Here is a 24,814-nt window from a genome sequence, read left to right on the forward strand (position 1 = left end):
GCTTCAGCGCAGGGATTCGATCAGGTCGATGTATTTCTGCTTGGCCTCGTCGGAGCCCAGGCCCTTCTGGGCCGTCCAGGCGTCCCACTTGGCCCGCGCGACGATGTCGCTGAAGCTGGGCTTCTTCTCGGTGTTGTCGCCCACGGTCGCCTGCTTGAACAGGCCGTAGATCTTCAGCAGGGTCGGATTGTCGGGGCGCTCGGGGAGCAGGCGCGAATTGGCTTGGGCGGCTTCGAACTGGGCGTTCAGGTCTGACATGGCAGGCGTTGTATTGCGAAGCGCCGCATCTTAAGTCTCGCGGGTCAGTCCGAGAGACCGGCCCGCGCGAGTTCGACGTCCAGGCGCTCGCGGGCATCGACCGGATCGATGCTGGCCGCGCGTTCGTACAGGCGGGTGGCATCGGCCGTGCGTGCCTCGCCTTCCAGCATCAGCAGCCCGCGTGCGTATTCCATCAGGGCGCTGGCCGAACGGGGGTGCAGCGACAGGCCGCGCTCGAAGAGCTCGATCGCGGTCTCGGCCCGCACGCCATAGGTCATGCGCCCCACCAGCGCGCCCACCTTGTCGATCACCTCGGCATGGAAGGCGGCGAGCGCCACGTGGGCGGCGGCGTGCTGCGGCTGCAGCTCGATCACGTGCTCCAGCGCGCCCTTGAGCTTGCTGCCCAGGCCTTGCGCCAGCGCCCGGGCAACGCTGATGCCCTGGCTGTAGCGGCCCAGCGCGTAGGCTTGCCAGAAGAGGGCCTGGCAGTCGTCCGGCTCCTCGTCGATCTGCGCGCCGGCACGCTCGGCCACCTGCTTGAAGAGGGCTTGCCGGGTGGCTTCCCGCGGTTCCAGGTAGGTGGCGTAGATGGCGGTGGCCTGGTTGGCCAGCACCAGCCCCTCGCGGCCGAGGCGAAGGCCCAGGTTCGCGGCCCGCTCGAATTCGCCGCTGTGGTAGTGCGCCCAGCCGTCCGCCAGCGGGCCGGGCGCAGGCGGCGGCATGCCTTGGCCCACGTGCAGCCTGTCCCATTGCCTGATCACCTTGGCGGCGTCGTAATGCGGGGCGTCCCGATAGGGCATCTGGGTCCAGGGCACCGAGGCGGACACCGTGCCGCCGGCCATCAGCGAAAGGGGGTGAAGGTCGGGAGGGGCCATGTGAACTGGTGTTCTTGTCTTCGGCACTGTCTTTCAGACTGTTGCAGTCTGGTCTTCGCCGGCGTAGGCACTGCTGAGCGTCAGCAAATGCCGCCGCTGCTCGGGTGCCAGGTAGGGCGCGAGCAGGTGCAGCGTGTGATGCGCCCCGCGCAGCAGCGCGCCCTGCGCATGGCCGGGCTCGAGGGCTTCGCGCGGGTTGCGCACGTACTCGTAGTTCAGCCAGTAGGTCAGCACCACCACCATGCTGCGGGCCAGCGGGTCCAGCTCGCGCTCGTCGATGCTCAGGTGCCCGGCGCGGCTCATCCCGGTGAGCAGGGCGCGGATGGCCCTGGCCTTGTTGTGCAGCACCAGCTGGAACTGCGTCTCGAGGTGGCGGTTCTTCGAGAGCAGGTCGTTGAGGTCGCGGTAGAGGAAGCGGTAGCGCCAGATCAGCTCGAACAGGCTGTGCATGAAGAACCAGGCGTCCTCCACGTCGCGCACGCCCTCGCTCGCATGCAGCAGCTCGTTGAGCTCGACCTCGTAGCTCTCGTAGAGCTTGTTGATCAGCTCGTCCTTGGCGGGGTAGTGGTAGTAGAGGTTGCCGGGGCTGATGTTGAGTTCGCCCGCCACGAGTGTGGTCGACACATTGGGTTCCCCGAACCGGTTGAACAGGTCCAGAGCGGCTTCGAGGATGCGTTGAGCAGTGCGGCGTGGCGCTTTCTTGGCCATGAACTCGTGGCCTCCGGTTTGTCTCTGGAGGCCACTCTAACGCAAGTCCCGTGCCGTGGGGCGATTGCTGCGCTGCGGCGATGCGTCGATCCGGGCTGATGCGGCGATGCGGCCGCGCGCCGGTCAGGTGCAGGTCAGGTGGCGGCCGGCGGCTTGCGCCGGCGCGAAGGTTTGGCTGCGGCCTCGCCCGGATGGCGCGCGGCCGTCTTGCGTGGGGCGCGGGCGGATCGCACCGCACCATCCTTGCGCTTGAGCTGCGCCTCGAGCGCCTCTACACGGGCCTGCAGCGCCGCGACCTCGTGGGCGGAGGGCATGCCGAGCTTTTCGAGCGCGCGGGCCACGCGCTCCTCGAAGATCGACTCCAGCTTGCCCCAGCCGCCCGCGGCCCGGCTGCCGAACTCGCTCGCGAAGCCGGCCATGCGGGCCTGGGCCTGGGACAGCGTCTCTTCGGCGGCCTGCTGGGTCTTCTTCTGGACACCGAGGCCGTCCTTCACCAGCGCCTCGAAGGCCTTGCTGCCTTCCTGCTGCATCTTGGCGAAGGCGCCGAGGCCGGCGAGCCAGATCTGCTGGGCGGAGTCCTTGATGCGGTCGGTCTTGTCGTCGTCGGGCATGGGAGTGAGTCCTTGGGGGCTATCGATCGGAAGCACTCTAGCGGGGCCCGGGCCGATCCGTTAGGCGCGGGTCTCTAGCCGCAGACGCAGGATGGGATAATCAGGCCGCGACCGCCTCGAGGCGGTTTTTTTCCATTGCAGAGAAGACCCCCATGATCCTCGTTACCGGCGGCGCCGGCTTCATCGGCGCCAATTTCGTTCTGGATTGGCTGGCTCAGGTCGACGAGGCCGTGGTCAATATCGACAAGCTGACTTACGCCGGCAACCTCGAAACCCTGGCCTCGCTCAAGGGCAATCCCCAACACATCTTCGTGCAAGGCGACATCGGCGACAGCGCTCTGGTCGACCGCCTGCTCGCCGAGCACCAGCCGCGCGCGGTGCTCAACTTCGCGGCCGAATCGCATGTGGACCGGTCGATCCATGGCCCCGAGGACTTCATCCAGACCAACGTGCTCGGCACCTTCCGCCTGCTGGAGTCCGTGCGGGGCTACTGGAATGGCTTGCCGGCCGACCGGAAAGCGGCTTTTCGTTTCCTCCATGTTTCGACCGACGAGGTCTACGGCTCCCTGGCGCCCACCGATCCGGCCTTCACCGAAGAGAACAAGTACGAGCCCAACAGCCCGTACTCCGCCAGCAAGGCCGCCAGCGACCACCTGGTGCGGGCCTGGCACCACACCTACGGCTTGCCGGTGCTGACCACCAACTGCTCGAACAACTACGGTCCCTTCCATTTCCCGGAGAAGCTGATCCCGCTGATGATCGTCAATGCGCTGGCCGGCAAGCCCCTGCCCGTATACGGCGACGGCATGCAGGTGCGCGACTGGCTTTATGTGAAGGACCATTGCAGCGCCATCCGCCGCGTGCTCGAGGCCGGCAAGCTGGGCGAGACCTACAACGTGGGCGGCTGGAACGAGAAGCCCAACATCGAGATCGTCAACACCGTGTGTGCGCTGCTCGACGAACTGCGCCCGCGTGCCGACGGCCGCAGCTACCGCGAGCAGATCAGCTACGTGACCGACCGCCCCGGCCACGATCGCCGCTACGCCATCGACGCGCGCAAGCTGGAGCGCGAGCTCGGCTGGAAGCCGGCCGAGACCTTCGACAGCGGCATACGCAAGACGGTCGAGTGGTACCTCGACCATGCCGAATGGGTGCGCAACGTGCAAAGCGGCGCATACCGCGACTGGGTCAGGAAGCAGTACGAGGCCGGCGCATGAAGCTGCTTCTGCTGGGCAAGGGTGGCCAGGTGGGCTGGGAGCTGCAGCGCAGCCTGGCGCCCCTGGGCGAGCTGGTGGCGCTCGACTTCGACAGCACCGATTTCCATGCGGACTTCAGCCAGCCCGAGCGGCTGGCGGACACCGTGCTTCAGGTCAAGCCCGACGTCATCGTCAATGCAGCCGCCCACACGGCGGTGGACAAGGCCGAGAGCGAACCCGAGCTGGCGCGCAAGCTGAACGCGAGCTCGCCCGGCGTGGTGGCGAAAGCGGCGCAGCAGATCGGCGCGCTCATGGTCCACTACTCGACCGACTATGTGTTCGACGGCAGCGGCAGCCAGCCCCGGCGGGAAGACGATCCCACCGGCCCGCTCAGCGTCTATGGCCAGACCAAGCTCGAGGGCGAGCAACTGGTGGCTTCGAATTGCAGGCGCCACCTGATCTTTCGCACGAGCTGGGTCTATGCGGCCCGTGGCGGCAATTTCGCCAAGACCATGCTGCGCCTGGCCAGGGAGCGCGATCGCCTGACGGTGATCGATGACCAGTTCGGTGCGCCGACGGGGGCCGAGCTCCTGGCCGACGTGACGGCGCATGCGATCCGCGAGACGGTGCGCGACCCGTCGAAGGCCGGTCTGTACCATGTGGTGGCCGGCGGCGAAACCACCTGGCACGGCTATGCACGCTTCGTGCTGGAGCAGGCCCTGGCAGCCGGCGTCGCACTGAAGGCGCAACCGGCAGCCGTGGAGGCGGTGCCGACCAGTGCCTTCCCGACGCCGGCACGCCGCCCCCACAACTCACGCCTGGACACCGGCAAGCTGCGTACCGCGTTCGGGCTGGTACTGCCCGACTGGCGGATCGGCGTCGCCCGCATGCTCCAAGAGACGCTCTGACTCGACAAGGGACGACATGACACAACGAAAAGGCATCATCCTCGCCGGTGGCTCGGGCACCCGCCTGCACCCGGCCACGCTGGCGATCAGCAAGCAGTTGCTGCCGGTGTACGACAAGCCGATGATTTACTACCCGCTGAGCACGCTCATGCTGGGCGGCATGCGCGACATCCTGGTCATCAGCACGCCGCAGGACACGCCGCGCTTCCAGCAGTTGCTGGGAGATGGCAGCCAGTGGGGCATCCACCTGCAGTACGCGGTGCAGCCCAGTCCCGACGGGCTGGCGCAAGCCTTCATCATCGGCGACAAGTTCATCGGGAATGCGCCGAGTGCGCTGGTGCTGGGGGACAACATTTTTTATGGGCATGACTTCGAGCCTTTGCTCATGAAGGCGGACGCCAGGCAGAAGGGTGCGACCGTTTTTGCCTACCATGTGCATGATCCGGAGCGCTATGGCGTGGTGGCCTTCGACGCCGAGGGCAAGGCCAGCAGCATCGAGGAAAAGCCCGCCAAGCCCAAGAGCAGCTACGCGGTCACCGGCCTCTACTTCTATGACAGCCAGGTGGTCGACATTGCGAAGGCAGTGAAGCCCAGTGCCCGCGGTGAACTGGAGATCACGGCGGTCAACCAGGCCTATCTGGAGCGCGGCGAACTCAGCGTGCAAATCATGCAGCGCGGCTATGCATGGCTGGACACTGGCACGCATGAGAGCCTTCTGGAGGCCGGGCAATTCATCGCGACGCTCGAACATCGGCAGGGGCTGAAGATTGCCTGCCCGGAAGAAGTGGCGTGGCGCAACGGCTTCATCGATCGCGAGCAGCTGGCCCGGCTGGCTGCACCTCTCGAGAAGAGCGGCTACGGCAAGTACCTGAATCATCTGCTGGCGGACGAGGTGCGCCGATGAAGGTCACGCCGACCGAAATTGCCGACGTGCTGCTGATCGAGCCGAAGGTGTTCGGCGATGCGCGCGGGTTCTTCATGGAGAGCTTCAATGCCAAGGCCTTCGACGAGGCCGTCGGGCGCAGCGTGAACTTCGTGCAGGACAACCATTCCCGGTCGGCGAAGGGGGTCCTGCGCGGCTTGCACTACCAGATACAGCAGGCGCAGGGCAAGCTGGTGCGTTGCGTGCGTGGTTCGGTCTTCGATGTGGTGGTCGACATTCGCAGATCGTCCGCCACTTTCGGTCGCTGGGTCGGCGTCGAGTTGACCGAGGACAACCACAGGCAGCTCTGGGTTCCGGAGGGCATGGCGCACGGGTTCCTGGTGCTGAGCGAGTCTGCCGACTTCCTCTACAAGACGACCGACTACTACGCGCCGGCCCATGAGCGCGCCATCCGCTGGAACGATCCGAGCCTGGGCATCCGATGGCCCGACACCGGCGTCGCCCCGCAGTTGTCGGCAAAGGACCAGCAGGCTTCGACGATGGATCGAGCTGCGTTCTTCGCATGATGCCGGGCATCGATTTCGAGAAAGCGCTGGCGGGTCGCAAGGTGTTCGTCACGGGCCACACCGGCTTCACCGGGGGATGGGCGTGCCTGTGGCTGCGAACGATCGGTGCGACCGTCGCCGGCTTTGCCCTGCCTCCGGACACCAGGCCATCGCTCTTCTTGGCGGCGGGCGTCGAAGCGGACCTGCACGCGAGCACCCTGGGGGACCTCTGCGACTACGACGCGCTGCTCGGCGCGATGGGCGCATTCGAGCCCGACCTGGTACTGCACCTGGCGGCACAACCGCTGGTGCGGCGCTCGTATCGCGAGCCTCTGCGCACCTTTGCCGTCAACGCACAGGGCACGGCCCATGTGCTGGAAGCGGCCCGCACCACCGGCAGCGTCCGGGGCGTCGTCTGCGTCACGACGGACAAGGTCTATCGCAACAACGAGTGGCCTTGGCCGTACCGTGAGAACGATCCGCTGGGTGGCAAGGACCCCTACAGCGCGTCCAAAGCTGCGGCGGAAATGGTGATCCAGAGCTATGCGGCCTCCTTCCCCTACGCCGAGCAGAAAGGACCGGCCATCGCGACGGCGCGCGGGGGCAACATCGTCGGCGGCGGCGACTGGTCCGAGGACCGGCTCATCCCGGATTTCGTGCGCAGCGTCGTCGACGGCAGCCGCCTGACCTTGCGCTATCCTGAGGCGACGCGGCCCTGGCAGCATGTGCTTGCCCTTGTGCACGGGTACCTGATGCTCATGGCGAAGCTCATCGGGCCGCAGGCCGGGGAGTTTGCAAGGGCCTGGAACCTCGGTCCCCAGGATCTGAAGCACTATGCGGTGCGGGACGTTCTGGAGCTCATGAGCGCGGCGTGGCAGCGCCCGGAACTCGAATACATGGACGAGCCGCTGCCCGAGGCCGGTGCGCTCTCGCTCGACAGCTCGATCGCGCGCAACCTGCTGGGATGGCAGCCCGCATGGGACACGGAGCGCGTCATCCGCGAGACCGCTGCCTGGTACCGCAACTACTACGCATCGCCCGAGTCCTGCCGTGCCTTCACGAAAGGCCAGATCGAGGCATGGCGCAAGGACCTCGCCGCATGATGATCCTGATCGGGGGGCGCGGCCGGCTGGGCCGGGCGCTTCGCGCGGCGCGTCCGCACGGCGAGGTCGTGGCGCTGGATCGCCGGGTCTACGAGAACTGGTGGCGGGACGACGCCGGTCCGGACATCGATCGCTGCCTCGAGGCTGCGCCGCCCGGCTCGGTCATGCTGGTCGCCGCCGGCGTGCTCGACCCGGCTTTGCCGCAATCCGATCATCAGCGCGTGAATTTCGAGCTTCCGGTGCGGGTGATGGAGCGCGCCGCCGCGGCGGGTTTGCGCGTCGTTACCTTCGGTACGGTCATGGAGCGTCTCGTCGATCATCCCAATCCCTACGTCGCCTCCAAGGCCAGGTTGGGGCGCCACGTGGCGCAACGCGCTGCGGCGGGCGACGCGGTCACGCATCTGCAGATCCACACCCTCTACGGCGGCGGTGAGCCGGCTTCCTTCATGTTCCTGGGCCAGATGTGCAGCGCTCTGCGCGCTGGTCGTCCTTTCGAGATGTCGCCCGGCAGGCAACTGCGCGAGTACCACCACGTCGACGACGACGTGGCTGCGATCCATGCCGTGCTCGCGACGGGCGTCGACGGCGTGCTGGCCCTGAGCCATGGGGCACCCACGACCCTGCGCGAGCTGGCGCTCCACGTTTTCGGCGGGCTCGGCCGCGAGGAACTGCTGCGCTTGGGCGCGCGGCCGGAGCCACCGGACGACAACTACGCGACCGTGCTGCAGCGGCCGGCAGTGCTCGAGGGCGTGTTCTTCCGCTCCGCACGGGACGGCGTGCTCGACCACGTTCGATCCGTGCTGGGCGCAGCGCGGGAGCCTCGGGCATGAACGCTGCCTCGCCTGCCGCATCGATGCGCAAACCCCTGGTGTCGATCGCAATTCCGGTGCTCAATGAGGCTGGCAACATCGACGCGCTCTACGCACGCCTCGTCGCGCTCGGCGACCGCATGGCCGACAGATGCGATCTCGAATTCGTGTTCACCGACAACCATTCCAGCGACGACACCTGGTCCATGCTCACCCGGCTGGCAGCTGTCGACCCGCGCGTTCGCGGGATGCGCTTTTCACGTAACTTCGGATTTCAGGGTTCGATCCTGGCGAACTACCTGCACACGCGGGGCGATGCCGTCATGCAGATCGATGCGGACCTGCAGGACCCCCCCGAGCTGCTGGAGCAGTTCTTCGAGCTCTGGCAGCAGGGCGCACATGTCGTTTACGGAGTCCGCCGCAAGCGCCCCGAAAGCTGGCTCTTGCGCACGTTTCGCCGCCTGGGCTACTGGGCCATCGACAAGGTCAGCGAGCATCCGATTCCACGGGACGTCGGAGACTTCAGGCTCGTCGATCGCGCGGTCATCCGTGCCATCTCGAAATTTCGCAGCGCCAACCCATACCTGCGGGGAATGATCGCCGGCCTCGGGTTCAACCAGGTGGGTGTGCCCTATGACCGGGACGCACGCACCGCCGGCGAGAGCAAGTTCAATGTGACACGGCTCCTGCGCCTCGGGTTGACCGCGGTGTTCAATCACTCGACCGTGCCGCTGCGGATGGCCTCATTCCTGGGCGTCGTGATGCTGATCGGCAGCATGCTCGGCGCTTCTTATTACCTCTACGTGCGCTGGACCCAGCCAGATCTCCCGCGTGGCTTCATCAGCATCCAGCTGATGGTCCTTTTTGCCATCGGGCTCAACGCCTTTCTGCTCGGCATCATCGGGGAGTACATCCTGCGCATCTATCGCATGCTGCGCTCGGACCCCATCGCCATCGTCGAGAGCAGCTTGAACATGACGCCGGAAGAGCTCACGCTCTGATCAAGGAGGAAACATCTATGAAGGCTGTGATCCTGGCCGGAGGCCTCGGCACCCGCATTGCCGAAGAATCCGATACCAAGCCGAAGCCGATGGTCGAAGTGGGCGGACGTCCACTGCTGTGGCACATCATGAAGATCTACGCCTGCCATGGCGTGAAGGACTTCATCGTCTGCCTGGGCTACAAGGGCTACGTCATCAAGGAGTTCTTCTTCAACTACTACCGGCACATGTCGGACATGCGCATCGACCTGCGCACCGGCGATGCGCAGATCCTCGACAGCCACGCCGAGGACTGGCGCGTCACGCTGGTCGACACCGGCCCCGAGACGATGACGGGCGGTCGGCTCAAGCGCGTCGCGAAATACCTGGACAACGAGACCTTCTGCCTGACCTATGGCGATGGTCTGTCCGATGTCGACATTGCCGCGGAAATCAACTTTCATCGCCGGCACGGCAAGCTGGCCACGGTGCTGGCCGTGCAGCCGCCGGGGCGCTTCGGCGTGCTGAATCTCGATCCCGAACAACAGGTGACGTCCTTCGAGGAGAAGCCCAGCGACGAGATCGGCTGGATCAACGGCGGGTTTTTCGTGCTCGAACCCAAGGCTATCGACTATGTCGCCGATGACGCGACGTCCTGGGAACGGGCTCCGCTCATGAACCTCGCGCGCGACGGTCAGCTCAAGGCCTGGCGGCACCACGGCTTCTGGCAGCCCTGTGACACGCTGCGCGACAAGCGCGCGCTCGAGCAGCTCTGGAACACCGGACGGGCGCCCTGGCATGTCTGGTGATCGAGGCGCGGCGGAGGCGAGCCGCGGGACTGCCGGCGGAGCGGCTGCGGATACGCAGCCCGGGGACAAGGTGGACTTCGACGACTACTCGGCCAACTATGACGAACTTCTCCGGGAGAGTACGAAGCTCTACGCGGACGATTCCGAGTACTTCGCCAGGTACAAGGTCGACCTGATCCGCAAGGCCGCTGCCGGCTCGGGCGCGTCCGTGCGGCGCGTGCTGGAGTACGGATGCGGCACTGGCCGCAACATCAGTTATCTGCGTGCCGCCTTTCCAGGCGCCGAGGTAGTCGGCACCGACGTCTCGGCCGAGAGCCTTCGCGTCGCACGTGCCGGCAACCCGCAGCAGCGCTTCGAGGTCGAGCAGGAAGGCCTGGAACTCGGCCGCTTCGACCTGATCTTCGTGGCCAGCGTGTTCCATCACATTCCCCCGGCCGTGCGTGCGACCGTGATGGGCACGCTTTCGCGGCGGCTCGAACCGAACGGCTCGATCGACGTGTTCGAGCACAACCCCTACAACCCGGTGACGCGCCGCATCGTCGACAACTGCCCGTTCGACGCCGACGCCATCCTGCTGAAGCCGCCCGAGTTGCGCGACCTGTTCGCCGGCGCGGGCCTGAAGCTGCAGCGGCAGACCTATTGTCTTTTCGTGCCTCCCCGCCTCAAGTGGTTTCTCCCGCTCGAGCGATTTCTGGGATGGCTGCCTCTGGGCGGTCAGTACTGGATGAGCGCTGGCCGCGAAGCATGATGGAACTGATCCGCTATGCGTTCGTCGGTGTCCTGAACACCGGGCTGGGCTACGCCGTCATCTTCCTGTGCATGGGGGTCCTCGACTGGAGCCCCGTTGCCAGCAACATCGCCGGGTATGCAGTGGGCTTCGTCGTGTCGTTCACGCTCAACCGCAGCTTCACCTTCCGCAGCAAAGGCCCTGCGCGCAGGGAGCTCAGACGCTTTCTCCTGATCTTTGCGCTGGCCTACCTGGCCAATCTCGCCGTGCTCGTGTTGTGCGTCCATGCGATGGGCCTGGACGGCGGATGGGCGCAGGTGATTGCAGGCTTCGGATATTTCGGACTGTCCTTCGCGCTCAGCAAGTATTACGTTTTCGCGGAGGGTGCCGGGCATCGGGATGCCGGCAGCACGGGCCATGTCTAGCCCCGCCGTCCGTGCCGTCGCAGGCAGCCTCGGTTCTGCCCGGCGCATGCTGCTTCCGTCCGTCGCGGTCGTGGTTTTGCTCTGGATGCCGTTCGGGTTCGCGATGACGGGCTTGATCGAGGAATGGGATCTTCTGGGTCTGTTCGCCGAACATGGCACCTTCTTCTACACGCACCTGGACGGACCGCTGGCGGCGCATGCGCTGCGGCCGCTGATGCCGTTCAGCTTCGCCTTGGCGCACACCCTGTCGCCGGACTCGTTTGTCGGCTGGCATGTCGTCACGATGGTAGCCCTGGTGATCAAGGGCGCCGCCATGAGCTGGTTGGGATGGCGTGCGACGGGGTCGCTCGCGGCCGGCATGCTGGCCGGCGTGCTCACGCTTCTGTATCCGGCCGACACGATGCAGCTGTCGTTCCGCAGTATCCACATCAATGTGGCGGGCGCGCTGGCCCTCACCGGGGCCCTGTTCGCGGTGAAGGCATTCGATGCGCGCCGACCGGCGCTTTCGATGGCCTTTGCCTCGGCCGGCAGCCTGCTCTTTCTCTGGGCGGGTCTGATCTACGAAGTCGCGTTGACCCTCGTGGCCTTGCCGCCGGCCGTGCTGTTCGCCCGGCATGGCCTTCCGCGTCCCTGGACGGTCCAGCGCGCGGTGGCTGCGCTGCTGTGGCTCGGGGCACCGGTGGCTTACGTTGCGTATGCGATCTGGATCAGCCGCCACATCTCGAGTTACCAGGGCGCCGTGACCGGGCAAGGGTCGGCCCTTCGCCATGCCTTGTCGGTCTGGCCGGATCTCTTCGACGTCGGCGCTGCACGGGCACTTTTCGGCGGGTGGGTCGATGCGGTGAGGATGACCGCCCGCACCTTCCAGAGCTACACCTACCTTGCCTCGGCATCCGTCGCGCTCGCCGCGGTCTGCCTGCTTGCCATCGCTGGAGGCTCACGCGGCAGGAGGGCAGGCGTGGTGCCGGATGCGCAGGCCATCGGGTCGCCGACGCGGCTGGTGGTCGCGGGCCTCGCACTCATGCTGGTGGGTTATCTGCCCTACATGACATCCGGCGCGCACATGGTGATCAGCCAGCGAACCTACCTGTGGGCGACGCCCGGTGCCGTGTTGGCGTGGGTGGGCATGCTCCTTCTCCTGGGGCGCGCGGCGCGGCCCGTCGCCGCGGGGGCCGCGATGGTGCTGATGGTGCTGGGGTTGGGCGCGCAGCTGTTTCAATTCCACCACTACGTGGACCTGTCGGAGCGGCAGCGCACGCTGCTGCGGGCGGTGGTGGAGAATTTCGACGGCAACGCGCCCCGCGAAAGCCTGCTGGTGCTCGACGGCACGTCCCAGATCGGGCACACGTGGATGTTCCACCAGGATGGGCTTCGCTACACGCTGACCTACCTGTATGGGCGCCCGACAGGTCCCATAGAGGTGTGCCGCGTTCCCAGCATGGAGTGGCAGCGCTGGGATGCCTTCGGCCGGCCGGGCCGGTGCAGCGAAGACCGGCTCGGTTGGACGCTGTCATACCCTGCGGCGGCGGTCGGCCCGGGCGACATGCGGTCTTCGCCCAAGCCGCCGCAGCACATCGATGCGCGGCAGCTGGTGCTGGCGCCCATCGCAGCCGACGGGACCGCCATCCGCCTGACGTCGTCGAATGCCTGGCGACAGCAGCTGCGAGAGAGCGACACCATCGCCGGGCGCCGCTACCGCGCGTTGCTCGAGGAGCGGCGGCATGGTTTCGTGGCGCCGATGTTCAAGGATCAGTTCCCCTCCGCGCGTTTGCGCTACGACTTCGGTGACTGGTGGAGCCTTGAAGTCGTGCCCTCCGGGGCCGGCTGGCTCGAAGCCGAATGGGCGGCCAAGGGGCGCGGGCATGTGTCCATGTCCTGGAAGACAAGCAGAGAGGCAACCTTGTACGTGCCGCTGCGGCCTGCCGGCGGACCCTACATGCTCACGGGCCGGTTCGTCCACTTCGCCAACGACGGCGTTCGGACCGGCATGCAGGTCAGGATCAATGGACAGGAGGTCCCGCTGACGTGGGCAGAGGGATACTTTGCAGCGCCGGTGCCGGCCGGACTGCTGTTCGACGGCCGCAACGAGCTGCTCTTCGAGTCGGCCGTCGACCTGCACTACTACGGCCGCTCGGCCATGATCGACTGGGTCGCGCTCGACCCTGCCCGATGAGCCGGCCTTTGCCCGAGGGAAGACGAATTGAAGAAGATCGCCATCGTTCAGTCCAACTACATCCCCTGGAAGGGCTATTTCGACCTCATCGCCTGCGTCGACGAGTTCATCCTGTTCGACGACATGCAGTACACGCGCAGGGACTGGCGCAACCGGAATCAGATCAAGACGCCGCAGGGCCTCCAATGGCTCACGGTGCCGGTGCGGGTCAAGGGAAAGTATTTCCAGACGATCCGCGATACCGAGCTCGACGGCCAGGAATGGGCATCGGCGCACTGGAAAGCCTTGGTCCAGAACTACAGGCGGGCACCTCATTTCGAGGCCGTCGCAGAATGGCTGGAGCCCTTGTACCTCGGGCCGCAGGAGACACTGCTGTCGCGGCTCAACCGCCGCCTGATAGAGTCCATCTGCCGCTACCTGGGTATCGACACGCCCGTGCGCAATTCCTGGGACTACCGACTGCACGAGGGCAAGACGGAGCGTCTGGCACATCTGTGCCGCCAGGCCGGTGGACAGGAGTACGTGTCGGGTCCGGCCGCCAGAGAGTACATCGATGAACAGGTGTTCAAGGACATGGACATCCGTGTGAGCTGGTTCGACTATGCGGGCTACCCGGAGTATCCGCAGCTGTGGGGTGCCTTCGCGCACAACGTCAGCATCCTCGACCTGCTGTTCAATTGCGGGCCCGAAGCGCATCGTTACATGAGATACGTCCAGCCATGAAGCTGTCAGTTGTTGCCACGCTCTATTGCTCCGCCCCGTACCTGGACGAGTTCCACGCACGTGTTACGCAGGCTGCGCGGCAATTGGCCGGTGACGACTACGAGATCGTGCTGGTGAACGACGGGTCGCCCGATGACAGCCTCGAGCGGGCCATCGGTCTGACCCGCATCGACCGGCACGTCGCGGTCGTGGACCTGTCGAGGAACTTCGGCCACCACAAGGCCATGATGACGGGGCTGGCCTCATCCAGGGGGGAACTGGTGTTCCTGATCGACAGCGATCTCGAGGAAGAGCCCGAATGGATGGGCGACTTCGCCTTGCAGATGGAGGCGCAGTCCTGCGACGTGGTCTATGGTGTCCAGGCCAACCGTCGAGGAGGATGGTTCGAGCAGTTCAGCGGCGCGCTGTTCTACCGCGCCTTCCGCCTGTTGACGGGCGTCGGTCAGCCCGACAACATCGTCACCGCGCGGTTGATGTCCCGGCGGTACGTCGATGCACTGTTGCTGCACGAGGAGCGTGAACTCAACATCGGCGGCCTGTGGGTGGTAACGGGTTTCAAGCAGGTGCAGCGCATCGTCAAGAAGCACGCGACCAGCCCGACCACCTACTCCTTGTCGCGAAAGATCAGTCATCTTGTCAACGCTGTCACTTCATTCAGCAGCCTGCCGCTGGTATTCACCTTCTATTCGGGCCTCGTGATCTCGTTGTCCGCACTCGTGTATATCGTCTATCTCTCCATCAGGTACGCATTTATCGCCGCGCCGCCCAGCGGCTACACGTCGATCATCGCGTCGGTCTGGCTGTTCTCGGGTCTGATCATCTTCTTTCTCGGGATACAGGGAATCTACATTTCCAAGGTGTTCTCCGAGGTGAAACGCCGTCCGTACACGATCGTGCGCCAGATCTACGGCCATCACGATGGCGAGGGCCCGCGTCCATGACAGACCGGCAACATATCCCGACGCAGTCCTACGGTGTACTCCACCGCAGGGAAGCGCAGACACCAGAGGCCGAAGCCGTCGAACAGATTCTCGACCTCGGATACGCCGTCCTGAGTGCAGGCTTCTCATCCGAAGAAATCGGCCATGTCCGGCAGGAGTTCGATCGCGTGCGTTCCGCTTATGTCGGAAGACATGGCGAGGCTTTCCTCAAGAAGCTGGGCGAATTCGATACGATCCGCGCCCTGCTGACCCAGGGCAGCAAGGTCTTTCTCGATCTCGCACTCAATGCCTCGCTTATGTCCTTGCTCAAACGCCTCATCGACGGCAAGTTCATCCTCAACCAGCAAAACGGCATCGTGAATCCGCCGCGGCAAGATTACAGCCAGAGCGCATGGCACCGCGATCTGCCGTACCAGCATTTCGTTTCCACGACGCCACTGGCCATCAATGCGCTCTACTGCGTCGACGACTTCACCGTCGACAACGGTGCCACCTTCGTGCTCCCTGCCTCGCACAGATCCCCGGCGCTCGGTTCTCGTGCCTATGTCGAGCGCAACGCTGTCCAATTAATAGCGCCCGCGGGTTCGTTCATCGTGCTGGACTGCATGGTCTTCCACGCGGGCGGGTTCAACGGCACCGGCGAGGCGAGGCGCGCAGTCAATCACATGTTCAACATCCCCTATTTCAAGCAGCAGATACAGCTTCCGAGGAACCTCGATCCGGAAAGCCTTTCGCCGGAGGCGCGGGATGTGCTGGGTTTCAACTACACCGAGCCGGACTCCGTCGAGGACTACCTGAGCCGGCGCGCGGCGAGGACATGATGGAGCCCGACAAGACCGAGGCGATGCTCGCGGAAGTGGCGGGCTACTACGATGGCAAGCTGGCATTGCACGGCGAAAGCGCACGGGGTGTCGATTGGAACGGCGAGGCCGGACAGGTCTTGCGCTTCGAGCAGCTGTGCAAGGTCATCGGCCTCGAACGGGACTTCTCTGTCAACGACCTGGGATGCGGTTACGGCGCACTGTGCGACTTCCTGCGGGCCGGCCGAGAGGATTTCCGCTATACCGGAATCGACGTTTCCGAGGCCATGATTGGCGCTGCCCGGCGTCGTTACGCCGGCGAGGCGCATGTGCGATTCGTGGTCGGGGGCCAGCCTGACACCGTCGGGACCTACGGCATTGCCAGTGGAATCTTCAATGTCCGGCTGGGGCGCTCGGATGCCGAATGGCGCCGCTACATCGAGTCGACGCTCGAGGTGTTGGACCGCACCAGCGAGCGCGGCTTCGCGTTCAACTGTCTGACCAGCTATTCCGACAAGGACAAGATGCGCGGCGACCTCTACTACGCAGATCCGTGCGAGCTGTTCGACCTGTGCAAGCGTCGTTTCGCGCGGAACGTGGCGCTCCTGCACGACTACGACCTCTACGAGTTCACGATTCTTGTGCGGAAGGCCCTATGAAGCCCCAACTCGTCATCTTCGGCTGCGGCGACATCGGGCAACTCGCGCATTTCTACTTCAGCGCGGAATCCGAGTACGAGGTGGTGGCCTTCACCGTGGACGCGGCGTTCATGCCCGGCCCCGATTTCTGCGGCCTTCCCGTGATCCCATTCGAAGAGCTGGCTTCGCGCTTGCCCCCCGATCAGGTCCATCTGTTCGTGGCGCTCAGCTATTCGAAGCTCAACGCGGTGCGGAAGGAGAAGTTTCTTGCAGCCAAGGCGAAGGGCTATCGGCTCGCCAGCTTCGTCAGCACGCGGGCGAGCGTGCTCAACGATGGCCGCATCGGCGAGAACTGCTTCATCTTCGAAGACAACACGATCCAGCCCTTCGTTTCGATAGGCGACAACGTGACTTTGTGGAGTGGCAACCACATCGGCCATCACTCCGTCATCGGCAACCATTGCTTCATCGCGTCGCACGCGGTGGTCTCGGGAGGCGTCGAGATCGGGGAGCAATGCTTCATCGGCGTCAATGCCACGCTGCGCGACCACATCAAGATCGGCCCTCGATGCGTCATCGGTGCCGGCGCATTGCTGCTGTCGGACGCCGATCCCGATGGCGTCTACCTGGGCGCAGCGACCGAGCGGTCGAAAGTGCCGAGCAACCGCTTGCGTGGCATATGACAGCCATGGATGCGGCCGCGACGGCCGGCCGGTTCGGTTCATTCAAGCAGTTGATCCGCTACGGCCTCGTCGGTCTGGCTGTGAACCTGATCGGCTATGCGCTCTACCTGCTTGTCACTTTCCTCGGGGTGCCGCCCCGGCTTGCGATGACCGTGCTTTATGCCTTGGGTGCGGCCGCTGGCTTCTGGGGCAACAAGCGCCTGACCTTTCGGCATCGAGGAGGCGTCGCATCGAGCGCGGCCCGCTACGTGCTGGCGCACGGCGTGGGCTATTTGATCAACCTTGCGGTGTTCGGCATCGTCATCGACAAGCTGGGGTATCCCCACCAATGGGCGCAGGCGATCGGGGTCTTCGTCGTGGCGGGGTACCTGTTTCTCGCTTTCAAGTTCTTCGTGTTCAGGCAGGACGCTTTCACTCGAGGTGAAGGCAGATGAGACGATGTCTTGCTTGTGGTGCGACGCATCCGTCGACAGAGCGGCTGACGTGCCCGGCCTGCGGCGCGGAGCCTTTGCGGGTCGACGGCTTCGTGTCCTTCGCGCCAGCATTGGCACACGGCGGGGGTGGATTCGATGCTGCCTATTTTTCTGAACTGGCCGATCTGGAAGGCGCGAACTTCTGGTTTCGGGCGCGCAACGAGATCGTGCTCTGGGCGCTCGAGCACTACGGCAAGGGCTTTCGCAACCTGCTGGAGATCGGTTGCGGAACGGGCTTCGTCCTTCGGGGCATTGCCGATCGCTTTTCCCGCTCGAAGCTGCATGGAAGCGAGATCTTCACAGCGGGTCTGGGGTTCGCTGCGCGCCGTCTGCCCCATGTCGACTTCATGCAGATGGATGCGCGGGACATCCCGTATCGGGACGAGTTCGATGTCATCGGCGCATTCGATGTGGTCGAGCATATCGAGCAGGATGTGCAGGTGCTGGCGCAGGTCCGTGACGCATTGAAGCCGGGGGGGATTTTCCTGCTCACGGTGCCGCAGCATGCATGGCTGTGGAGCGCAGCCGATGACTATGCACACCACGTCCGCCGCTACGCACGCGCCGACCTGCACGCCAAGATCGAGAGCGCCGGGCTTCGTGTGATCAGAAGCACATCCTTCGTGTCTTTCCTTCTGCCGGCCATGCTCGTGGCACGCCTTGCCCGGCGAAAAACCCGCCTGGAGGAGTTCGATGCCGGCAAGGAATTGAAGATCTCTCCCTGGATGAACCGGACATTCTTCCAGCTGATGATGGCCGAGCTGGCGTTGATCAGGCGCGGGGTCGACCTTCCCGCGGGCGGGTCGAGGCTCGTGGTCGCCCGGAGAGCAGCATAGCCGCTCAAGCGCCTGCCTCGTCCGGGTCGCGCAGGACCGCGATGCCGAACCCGGTCTTGCCGTAACCGTTGCCGTTGTAGAGCATGTAGCGCTCTCCCGCGTGATCGAACACGAAGGGATATTCGATCATGTCGGCGTCCCAGCCCTCGGGCGACACGTCGATCCCGACCTCGTCCAGCCGCAACTGCCAGTGGTCGGCATCGGGACTGGTCGCATATCCGATGCGATAGCTGCTGCGCCCATCGCCGCGATAGGAGAACCACATCTCGTAGCCGCTCTCCGGGTTTCCCTGAACGTTGGGTCGCGAGAAGGCCTGGGCTCGTCCGAGCTCGTAGGGCACGCCAAGACCGCGGCGAACCCATCGATGCCCGTCTTCGGAGTCCGCCGTGTGCAGCACAGCCAGCATCTCTCCATTGCCGGCCGACCATGTGACAGTAGATGGATACCACATCTTGAACCGCCCAGGCGACAGTTCCATCACCCAGGGATAAGAGAGGCTGATCGGATCGACCGGATCGGAACCGAGAAGAGGCGCCGCCGTGTCGAGCGCCAGGGACAGGTCGGGGCGGACCGTCAGCCGCCCGATGTCGCCACGCCAATGGCCACCCGCCGGGTTCTGCCATCCCATGAAAAGCATGTAGCAGGTATCGTCCACCACGTAGCAGTTGCCGATGCTGACGCCGTCCGCATAGAAGCTCCCCTTGGGGCCGTGTTCGAAGAAAGGATGCGCGTGTTCATGCACGATCTGCCTCGATACGATGTCGACGTCGACTGCGCCGATCGAGGATCGGTTGAAGGCATCCCTCGCGCTGAAGAAGATTCGATAGATGTCGCCCGACAGATGCACTGGCAGCGGGTTTGCCGCGTGCGTCAGCAGCTTCGGATGCAGACCGCCTTCGGGCAAGGCGTACAGCAGCCCCTGCTTGACCCAGGCTTTCATCACGTTTGCGGCGAACGGGGTTGCGCGTCGGCAAGCTGCGCGCCGATGACCTGTTCGAGAAGGTCATGCATCGAGATACCACGCGCTTGCGCAGCATCGAGCAGCTTGCGCTTCGTCTCGACGCTGACGCCCTCCAGCCGCCCGTAATACCGTGTCCGGGCGGAGCCCCCCCTGGCGCCGACGTGAGGAACATCCAGGTTCACCTTCGGGAATCCCTCGCCCGGCGTGAACGTGATCAGGTAGAAGCAGTTGCCCAGCAAGTACTCGAGCGTGACGGCATCGGCGTTGGAAGGCAACTCACGCATCGGCGCTTCGAGCGCCCACAGCGGATTGTTGTGGATGAGAACGTCGGCATATTCCGTTCCCCTCAGGTGAGGCGCGATGCCTTCGTCGCCGAACACGACCCGGCCGCCGATCTTGCACACCCGCTCCAGTTCTGAGATGGCCTGCTTCAGATCGCCGAACAGATTGATACCGCCGAAATGAAAAACTACGTCGAAATACCTCGACTTGTAAGGCAGCTTCAATGCATTGGAAACTGAAAAGCAGACGTTCGGTGCATGAATCGAGGCGCGTGCTGCCTTTACCATGGACTTGCTGATGTCCTGCGCGTGCACCTGGCCGGTGGCGCCGATGTCGTTCTGGATGAGCGCAACGTCTTCTCCGAGGCCGCACCCCACCACCAGGACTTTCATTCCGTCCGTGATGGCGAGCCGGGAGAGCAAGTCGGCCCTGAACCAGTCCTCGTCGACTTCGAAGGTCTTGAACAGCCACCGCAGGAAGTTGCGATACTTTTCCGTCGAGCTTTCGTCGTTGTACATCTTCAGGTTGGCCTCGTCGGCCGCGGAGGCCGGCGAGGGCGCCATGAAATCGACCACCCCCGGATCGCCGTCCATGAACTCGAAAGCCGTCGAACTTCCATTGGCCAGGCCTTCCCGGACCGGTTGCAGGTCAACATGCGTGACGGGATCGCGAAACGCCTCGTAAAGAGAGGCGTGGGGAGAGTTGGCGCTCATGGTGTGGATCTGGCTGTTTCGAGGCATTTTGCCCTTGTCTCCATGCCTGCTCCGGCATCGCGCGCGCCCGATGTCGTCTGGTGGCCTAGGCTTGTTAAGCTCGCTGCTTCTCCAAGAGCCTCTTGTCTTGATCTCATGACCGAACGTATTCCCTTCAACTGGCCGCACATGACCGGCAAGGAGCTCTACTACATCGCGGAGTCCCACTTCAACGGCCGCCTGGCAGGCGATGGCCCGTTCACCCGCCGCTGCCACCAATGGATCGAGGCGCGCGCGGGCTGCAGCAAGGCGCTTCTGACGCACTCGTGCACGGCCGCCCTGGAAATGGCCGCGCTGCTGATGGACATCCAGCCCGGCGATGAAATCATCATGCCTTCGTACACCTTCGTTTCGACCGCCAACGCGTTCGTGCTGAGAGGCGGCGTGCCGGTGTTCGTCGACATCCGGGCCGATACCCTGAACCTGGACGAATCGTTGATCGAAGCCGCGATCACGCCGCGCACGCGTGGCATCGCGGTGGTCCACTACGCAGGCGTCGCCTGCGAGATGGACGCGGTCATGGACATTGCCAAGCGGCATGGCTTGGTGGTGGTCGAGGATGCCGCGCAGGGCGTGATGGCGAGCTACAAGGGCCGTGCCCTGGGCAGCCTGGGCCACCTGGGGACCTACAGCTTCCACGAGACGAAGAACGTGATTTCGGGAGAGGGGGGAGCGCTGCTTGTCAACGATCCGGCCCTGGCCGAGCGCGCGGAAGTCATCCGGGAGAAGGGCACGAACCGCAGCCGCTTTTTCAGGGGCGAGGTCGACAAGTACACGTGGCAGGAGGTCGGTTCATCCTTCCTTCCGGGCGAGCTGGTCGCCGCGTTTCTGTGGGCCCAGCTCGAGGAGGCCGAACGCATCACGCAGATGCGCCTGGATGCCTGGAACCGCTACCACGGCCTGCTCGAGCCCCTGGAGTCGTCCCGGCAACTGCGACGGCCCACGGTGCCCGCCGGCTGCCGGCACAACGCCCACATGTACTACGTCCTCATCCAGCCGGAAATCGATCGCCAGAAGGTGTTGGACGCGCTGAAACTGGCTGGTATCTCGGCCGTCTTCCACTACGTCCCCTTGCATTCCTCGCCCGCGGGCCGGCGGTATGGCAGGACACACGGGGCGCTGGACGTCACCGACCGCCAGTCCGAATGCCTGGTCCGGCTGCCGCTCTGGGTCGGGCTGAGCCCCGAAAAGCAGGAACTCGTCGTCCAGGTGCTCGCAGACGCCATCTCGGCCCAGTCCTGAGGGTCGGGGACGGGGATTGCGCTAAAGTGCGCGGTTGGCTGCCGTCATGCCAGAGAAGAGACATCCATACGGCCTCGGCGTGGGAAGCTATCGCCCCGCCGGCCTGGTCCACCATTCCACTATCGGGCCTCGAGCCCTCAGTTTCAAATGCAAACGCCGTTCAGCAACAAGACCCTATTGATCACGGGCGGGACCGGATCCTTTGGAAACGCCGTCATCAAGCGCTTCCTCCAGACGGACATCGGCGAGATCCGGGTTTTCAGCCGCGACGAGAAGAAGCAGGACGACATGCGCAAGCGTTACAACAACGCGAAGCTCAAGTTCTACATCGGCGACGTTCGCGATGCGCACGGCCTGGCCGCTGCCATGCGGGGCGTCGATTACGTGTTCCATGCAGCCGCCCTCAAGCAGGTGCCATCGTGCGAATTCCATCCCATGCAGGCGGTTCGCACCAACGTGCTGGGCGGTGAGAACGTTCTCGAGGCGGCGGTGGCGGCAGGCGTCAAGCGGGTGGTGTGCCTGAGCACCGACAAGGCTGTCTATCCGATCAACGCCATGGGCATCAGCAAGGCCATGATGGAGAAAGTCATGGTGGCCGCGAGCCGAAACCTCGAAGGCACCGGCACCGTGATCTGCGGCACGCGCTACGGCAACGTCATGGCGTCGCGCGGTTCGGTCATTCCGCTGTTCGTGCAGCAGGTCCTCGACGGCCAGGACATCACCATCACCGACCCGACCATGACGCGGTTCATGATGACGCTGGCGGACGCGGTCGACCTGGTTCTCTACGCGTTCACGCACGGGCAGAACGGCGACATCTTCGTTCAAAAGTCGCCTGCCGCGACCATGGAGGTGCTCAGCCAGGCCATCCTGGATCTGATGGGAAAGAAGGACCACCCGATCGCCATCATCGGCTCCCGCCACGGCGAAAAGCTCTACGAGTCGCTTCTCAGCAAGGAAGAGCGCGCCTGTGCGGAAGACCTCGGCGACTACTTCCGTGTGCCGCCTGACGGTCGCGACCTGAACTACGCGAAGTTCGTCGAAGAAGGCGAAAGCCGCATCACGCGGGCCCTGCATGGGGAAGAGTACAACTCGCACAACACCACGCGGCTGGATGTCGAAGGCATGAAGAAGCTGCTGCTGCGGCTCGAGTTCATGCAGAAGGTGGCTCGAGGCGAGCCTGCCGTTCTCGAAGGGTGAACCGGTGAAGGTCCTGATCACCGGCGCCGGCGGCTTCGTCGGCAGGAATCTCCGCCTGGCGCTGTCCGAGCGGAAGGATGTCGAGGTGGTCGCGTACGACTCCGGCCACGACGTCTCGCAACTGCCGGGCATGCTGCGCGGCGTGGACTTCGTCTTTCATCTCGCGGGCGTGAATCGACCGCAAGATCCGAAGGAGTTCGCCAGCGGCAACTTCGAACTCACGCGATCGCTGTGCGACGCCGTCGTGGCGGAAATGGAGGTGAGCGGCAGGAAGATCCCCGTCGTCCTGACCTCCTCCATCCAGGCAGAGCGGGACAATCCCTACGGGCAGAGCAAGCGCGCAGCCGAGCAGGCGGTGTTCGCCGCCGCCGAGCAGCACGGCTTCGCGGCGCACGTCTTTCGTCTTCCCAACGTGTTCGGCAAATGGTGCCGGCCGAACTACAACTCCGCGGTGGCGACTTTCTGCCACAACATCGCGCGGGGCCTGCCGATCGAAGTCCGCGATGCGGCCGCGCCGCTGACGCTGGTGTATATCGACGATCTTGTGGCGCGCTTCATCGAACTCCTGGACGGGGCCGATGCATCGGTGGATGCCTCCGGCTTCGAGACGGTGACGCCTTGCTATTCGACGACCGTGGGCGAGGTGGCGGACTTGATTGCCCGCTTCAAGGAAAGCCGCAAGACGCTGTTGACCGAGCGAGTCGGTACCGGGCTCGTGCGGGCCTTGTATTCCACCTACGTGAGCTACCTCCCGGTGGAGGAATTCAAGTACACCGTGCCGCAGCACGCAGACCCCCGCGGGGTGTTCGTGGAGATGCTGCGCACCCCCGACAGCGGTCAGTTCTCCTACTTCACCGCCCATCCCGGCATCACCCGAGGCGGGCACTACCACCACAGCAAGACCGAGAAGTTCCTGGTCATCAAGGGGCAGGCGCGCTTCAAGTTTCGCCACATGCAGACCGGTGAAACCTACGAATTGATCACGAACGGCGACCAGGCCGAGATCGTGGAAACCGTGCCCGGCTGGACGCACGACATCACCAACATCGGGCAGGACGAAATGGTCGTCATGCTGTGGGCCAACGAGATTTTCGACCGCGCCAAACCGGACACCTTCGCCAGTCCGCTCTGAATCATGAAGAAGCTGAAAGTCATGTCGGTGGTCGGAACCCGGCCCGAGATCATTCGCCTGTCCCGCGTGTTCGCGGCGCTCGATGCGCACTGCGAGCACGTGCTGGTCCATACGGGGCAGAACTACGACTACGAACTGAATCAGGTTTTCTTCGACGACCTGAAGATCCGCAAGCCCGATCATTTCCTGAACAGCGCGGCCAACAGCACCGGCGCCGCACATACCATCGGCAACCTCATCATCGAGGTCGACCGCGTTCTTGGCGAAGTGCAGCCCGAGGCCATGCTGGTGCTGGGTGACACCAACAGCTGCCTGGCCGTGATCCCCGCCAAGCGGCGCAAGATCCCTATCTTTCACATGGAGGCCGGCAACCGCTGCTTCGACCTGCGCGTGCCGGAAGAGATCAACCGCCGCATCGTGGACCACACGGCCGACATCAATCTCACCTACAGCAGCATCGCGCGCGATTACCTGCTGCGCGAGGGCCTGCCTCCGGATCAGGTCATCAAGACCGGGAGCCCGATGTACGAGGTGCTGCACCACTACATGCCGCAGATCGAGGCGTCCGACGTGCTGAAGCGGCTCGACCTGACGGAGGGCCGCTACTTCGTGGTCAGTGCGCACCGCGAGGAAAACATCGAGTCCGAGGCTTCTTTCGGAAAACTGGTCTCGACCCTGAATGCAATCGCCGGCGACCACGACGTGCCCGTGATCGTGTCCACGCACCCGCGCACGCAGAAGCGCATCCAGGCGACCGCCACCAGTTTCCATCCGCAGGTACGCCTGCTGAAGCCGCTGGGCTTCCACGACTACGTGCGGCTGCAGAAGTCGGCCAAGGCGGTGCTGTCGGACAGCGGCACCATCAACGAAGAGTCCTCGATCCTCAACTTTCCGGCGCTCAACCTGCGCGAGGCGCACGAGCGGCCCGAAGGCATGGAGGAGGCTGCGGTGATGATGGTGGGCCTGGGCGTCGAGCGAGTCCGCCAGGGGCTGGCCATCCTCGACTCGCAGCCCCGCGGCGCCGACCGCGGCCTGCGCCTGGTCGCGGACTACAGCATGCCCAATGTGTCGGACAAGGTGCTGCGGATCGTCCACAGCTATGTCGACTATGTGAATCGGGTCGTGTGGAAGAAGTACTGAA

28 protein-coding genes are annotated in these 24,814 nt (G+C 64.6%); 22 read left to right on the forward strand and 6 right to left on the reverse strand.

Annotated elements, in window-relative coordinates:
• Positions 1-3: 3 nt before the first annotated feature.
• The 4 genes from ABEA07_RS07855 to ABEA07_RS07870 all read right to left on the reverse strand — a co-directional run bounded on the left by ABEA07_RS07855 (position 4) and on the right by ABEA07_RS07870 (position 2,452).
• Positions 4-258, reverse strand: coding sequence for an acyl-CoA-binding protein (locus tag ABEA07_RS07855; protein WP_345537002.1), 255 nt, complete (start codon positions 256-258; stop codon positions 4-6).
• A gap of 44 nt (positions 259-302) precedes the next feature.
• Positions 303-1,133 (reverse strand): tetratricopeptide repeat protein, encoded by an 831-nt coding sequence (locus tag ABEA07_RS07860; RefSeq protein WP_345537004.1) that lies wholly within the window; start codon positions 1,131-1,133, stop codon positions 303-305.
• 33 nt (positions 1,134-1,166) lie between these two features.
• Complete coding sequence (locus ABEA07_RS07865; RefSeq protein ID WP_345537006.1) at positions 1,167-1,841, reverse strand: TetR/AcrR family transcriptional regulator; 675 nt, start codon at positions 1,839-1,841, stop codon at positions 1,167-1,169.
• Between the two features lie 134 nt (positions 1,842-1,975).
• Positions 1,976-2,452: a phasin family protein gene (locus ABEA07_RS07870; protein ID WP_345537007.1), complete on the reverse strand. Its 477-nt coding sequence runs from the start codon at positions 2,450-2,452 to the stop codon at positions 1,976-1,978.
• Between the two features lie 152 nt (positions 2,453-2,604).
• Between ABEA07_RS07870 and rfbB the strand changes: the two genes are divergently transcribed.
• From rfbB to ABEA07_RS07960, 18 genes are read left to right on the forward strand one after another with little or no spacing between them, the layout of a single operon-like run.
• Positions 2,605-3,669 carry a dTDP-glucose 4,6-dehydratase gene (rfbB, locus tag ABEA07_RS07875; protein ID WP_345537009.1) on the forward strand — a complete coding sequence of 355 codons (1,065 nt, stop codon included), beginning with the start codon at positions 2,605-2,607 and terminating at the stop codon, positions 3,667-3,669.
• Positions 3,666-4,556, forward strand: a complete 891-nt coding sequence (gene rfbD, locus ABEA07_RS07880) for a dTDP-4-dehydrorhamnose reductase (RefSeq protein WP_345537011.1) — start codon at positions 3,666-3,668, stop codon at positions 4,554-4,556. The genes rfbB and rfbD overlap by 4 nt, the downstream gene beginning before the upstream one ends.
• Before the next feature lie 16 nt (positions 4,557-4,572).
• Positions 4,573-5,460, forward strand: coding sequence for a glucose-1-phosphate thymidylyltransferase RfbA (rfbA, locus tag ABEA07_RS07885; RefSeq protein ID WP_345537012.1), 888 nt, complete (start codon positions 4,573-4,575; stop codon positions 5,458-5,460).
• Positions 5,457-6,005: a dTDP-4-dehydrorhamnose 3,5-epimerase gene (gene rfbC / locus ABEA07_RS07890; protein WP_345537013.1), complete on the forward strand. Its 549-nt coding sequence runs from the start codon at positions 5,457-5,459 to the stop codon at positions 6,003-6,005. Before rfbA ends, rfbC begins: the two co-directional genes overlap by 4 nt.
• Positions 6,002-7,087 (forward strand): CDP-glucose 4,6-dehydratase, encoded by a 1,086-nt coding sequence (gene rfbG / locus ABEA07_RS07895; RefSeq protein WP_345537014.1) that lies wholly within the window; start codon positions 6,002-6,004, stop codon positions 7,085-7,087. The genes rfbC and rfbG overlap by 4 nt, the downstream gene beginning before the upstream one ends.
• On the forward strand, positions 7,084-7,917 hold the full coding sequence (locus ABEA07_RS07900; protein ID WP_345537016.1) for an NAD-dependent epimerase/dehydratase family protein: 834 nt from the start codon (positions 7,084-7,086) through the stop codon (positions 7,915-7,917). Before rfbG ends, ABEA07_RS07900 begins: the two co-directional genes overlap by 4 nt.
• Complete coding sequence (locus ABEA07_RS07905; RefSeq protein ID WP_345537018.1) at positions 7,914-8,897, forward strand: glycosyltransferase family 2 protein; 984 nt, start codon at positions 7,914-7,916, stop codon at positions 8,895-8,897. The genes ABEA07_RS07900 and ABEA07_RS07905 overlap by 4 nt, the downstream gene beginning before the upstream one ends.
• Before the next feature lie 17 nt (positions 8,898-8,914).
• Positions 8,915-9,685: a glucose-1-phosphate cytidylyltransferase gene (gene rfbF / locus ABEA07_RS07910; protein ID WP_345537019.1), complete on the forward strand. Its 771-nt coding sequence runs from the start codon at positions 8,915-8,917 to the stop codon at positions 9,683-9,685.
• Positions 9,675-10,433 (forward strand): class I SAM-dependent methyltransferase, encoded by a 759-nt coding sequence (locus ABEA07_RS07915; RefSeq protein ID WP_345537021.1) that lies wholly within the window; start codon positions 9,675-9,677, stop codon positions 10,431-10,433. Before rfbF ends, ABEA07_RS07915 begins: the two co-directional genes overlap by 11 nt.
• On the forward strand, positions 10,430-10,837 hold the full coding sequence (locus ABEA07_RS07920) for a GtrA family protein (RefSeq protein ID WP_345537022.1): 408 nt from the start codon (positions 10,430-10,432) through the stop codon (positions 10,835-10,837). The genes ABEA07_RS07915 and ABEA07_RS07920 overlap by 4 nt, the downstream gene beginning before the upstream one ends.
• Positions 10,797-13,010: a hypothetical protein gene (locus ABEA07_RS07925; RefSeq protein ID WP_345537023.1), complete on the forward strand. Its 2,214-nt coding sequence runs from the start codon at positions 10,797-10,799 to the stop codon at positions 13,008-13,010. The genes ABEA07_RS07920 and ABEA07_RS07925 overlap by 41 nt, the downstream gene beginning before the upstream one ends.
• 27 nt (positions 13,011-13,037) lie before the next feature.
• Entirely contained in the window at positions 13,038-13,733 is a 696-nt protein-coding gene (locus ABEA07_RS07930; protein WP_345537024.1) for a WbqC family protein, read from the forward strand.
• Positions 13,730-14,674, forward strand: a complete 945-nt coding sequence (locus ABEA07_RS07935) for a glycosyltransferase family 2 protein (protein ID WP_345537026.1) — start codon at positions 13,730-13,732, stop codon at positions 14,672-14,674. Before ABEA07_RS07930 ends, ABEA07_RS07935 begins: the two co-directional genes overlap by 4 nt.
• Positions 14,671-15,495, forward strand: a complete 825-nt coding sequence (locus ABEA07_RS07940) for a phytanoyl-CoA dioxygenase family protein (protein WP_345537027.1) — start codon at positions 14,671-14,673, stop codon at positions 15,493-15,495. The genes ABEA07_RS07935 and ABEA07_RS07940 overlap by 4 nt, the downstream gene beginning before the upstream one ends.
• Positions 15,495-16,133 carry a methyltransferase domain-containing protein gene (locus ABEA07_RS07945; protein WP_345537149.1) on the forward strand — a complete coding sequence of 213 codons (639 nt, stop codon included), beginning with the start codon at positions 15,495-15,497 and terminating at the stop codon, positions 16,131-16,133. The genes ABEA07_RS07940 and ABEA07_RS07945 overlap by 1 nt, the downstream gene beginning before the upstream one ends.
• On the forward strand, positions 16,130-16,795 hold the full coding sequence (locus ABEA07_RS07950) for an acetyltransferase (protein WP_345537028.1): 666 nt from the start codon (positions 16,130-16,132) through the stop codon (positions 16,793-16,795). The genes ABEA07_RS07945 and ABEA07_RS07950 overlap by 4 nt, the downstream gene beginning before the upstream one ends.
• On the forward strand, positions 16,792-17,229 hold the full coding sequence (locus ABEA07_RS07955) for a GtrA family protein (protein WP_345537029.1): 438 nt from the start codon (positions 16,792-16,794) through the stop codon (positions 17,227-17,229). The genes ABEA07_RS07950 and ABEA07_RS07955 overlap by 4 nt, the downstream gene beginning before the upstream one ends.
• A complete protein-coding gene (locus ABEA07_RS07960; RefSeq protein ID WP_345537031.1) occupies positions 17,226-18,104 on the forward strand; it encodes a methyltransferase in 879 nt (292 codons plus the stop codon). The genes ABEA07_RS07955 and ABEA07_RS07960 overlap by 4 nt, the downstream gene beginning before the upstream one ends.
• 4 nt (positions 18,105-18,108) lie before the next feature.
• On the opposite strand, the gene ABEA07_RS07965 is transcribed toward ABEA07_RS07960, so the two are convergent.
• Both ABEA07_RS07965 and ABEA07_RS07970 read right to left on the reverse strand, forming a co-directional pair.
• On the reverse strand, positions 18,109-19,044 hold the full coding sequence (locus ABEA07_RS07965; protein ID WP_345537032.1) for a glycoside hydrolase family protein: 936 nt from the start codon (positions 19,042-19,044) through the stop codon (positions 18,109-18,111).
• Complete coding sequence (locus tag ABEA07_RS07970; protein WP_345537033.1) at positions 19,044-20,060, reverse strand: class I SAM-dependent methyltransferase; 1,017 nt, start codon at positions 20,058-20,060, stop codon at positions 19,044-19,046. The genes ABEA07_RS07965 and ABEA07_RS07970 overlap by 1 nt, the downstream gene beginning before the upstream one ends.
• A gap of 135 nt (positions 20,061-20,195) precedes the next feature.
• Here ABEA07_RS07970 and rffA point away from each other — a divergent pair, with 135 nt between their 5' ends.
• From rffA to wecB, 4 genes are all read left to right on the forward strand, one after another.
• Positions 20,196-21,341: a dTDP-4-amino-4,6-dideoxygalactose transaminase gene (gene rffA, locus ABEA07_RS07975; RefSeq protein ID WP_345537034.1), complete on the forward strand. Its 1,146-nt coding sequence runs from the start codon at positions 20,196-20,198 to the stop codon at positions 21,339-21,341.
• A 147-nt stretch (positions 21,342-21,488) separates the two neighbouring features.
• Positions 21,489-22,541 (forward strand): polysaccharide biosynthesis protein, encoded by a 1,053-nt coding sequence (locus ABEA07_RS07980; RefSeq protein ID WP_345537035.1) that lies wholly within the window; start codon positions 21,489-21,491, stop codon positions 22,539-22,541.
• A 4-nt stretch (positions 22,542-22,545) separates the two neighbouring features.
• Positions 22,546-23,673, forward strand: a complete 1,128-nt coding sequence (gene wbjC, locus ABEA07_RS07985; protein WP_345537036.1) for a UDP-2-acetamido-2,6-beta-L-arabino-hexul-4-ose reductase — start codon at positions 22,546-22,548, stop codon at positions 23,671-23,673.
• Between the two features lie 3 nt (positions 23,674-23,676).
• Positions 23,677-24,813, forward strand: coding sequence for a non-hydrolyzing UDP-N-acetylglucosamine 2-epimerase (wecB, locus tag ABEA07_RS07990; RefSeq protein ID WP_345537037.1), 1,137 nt, complete (start codon positions 23,677-23,679; stop codon positions 24,811-24,813).
• Position 24,814 lies beyond the last annotated feature (1 nt).

This window comes from Variovorax defluvii (genome assembly GCF_039541515.1).
Lineage (GTDB): Bacteria > Pseudomonadota > Gammaproteobacteria > Burkholderiales > Burkholderiaceae_C > Variovorax > Variovorax defluvii.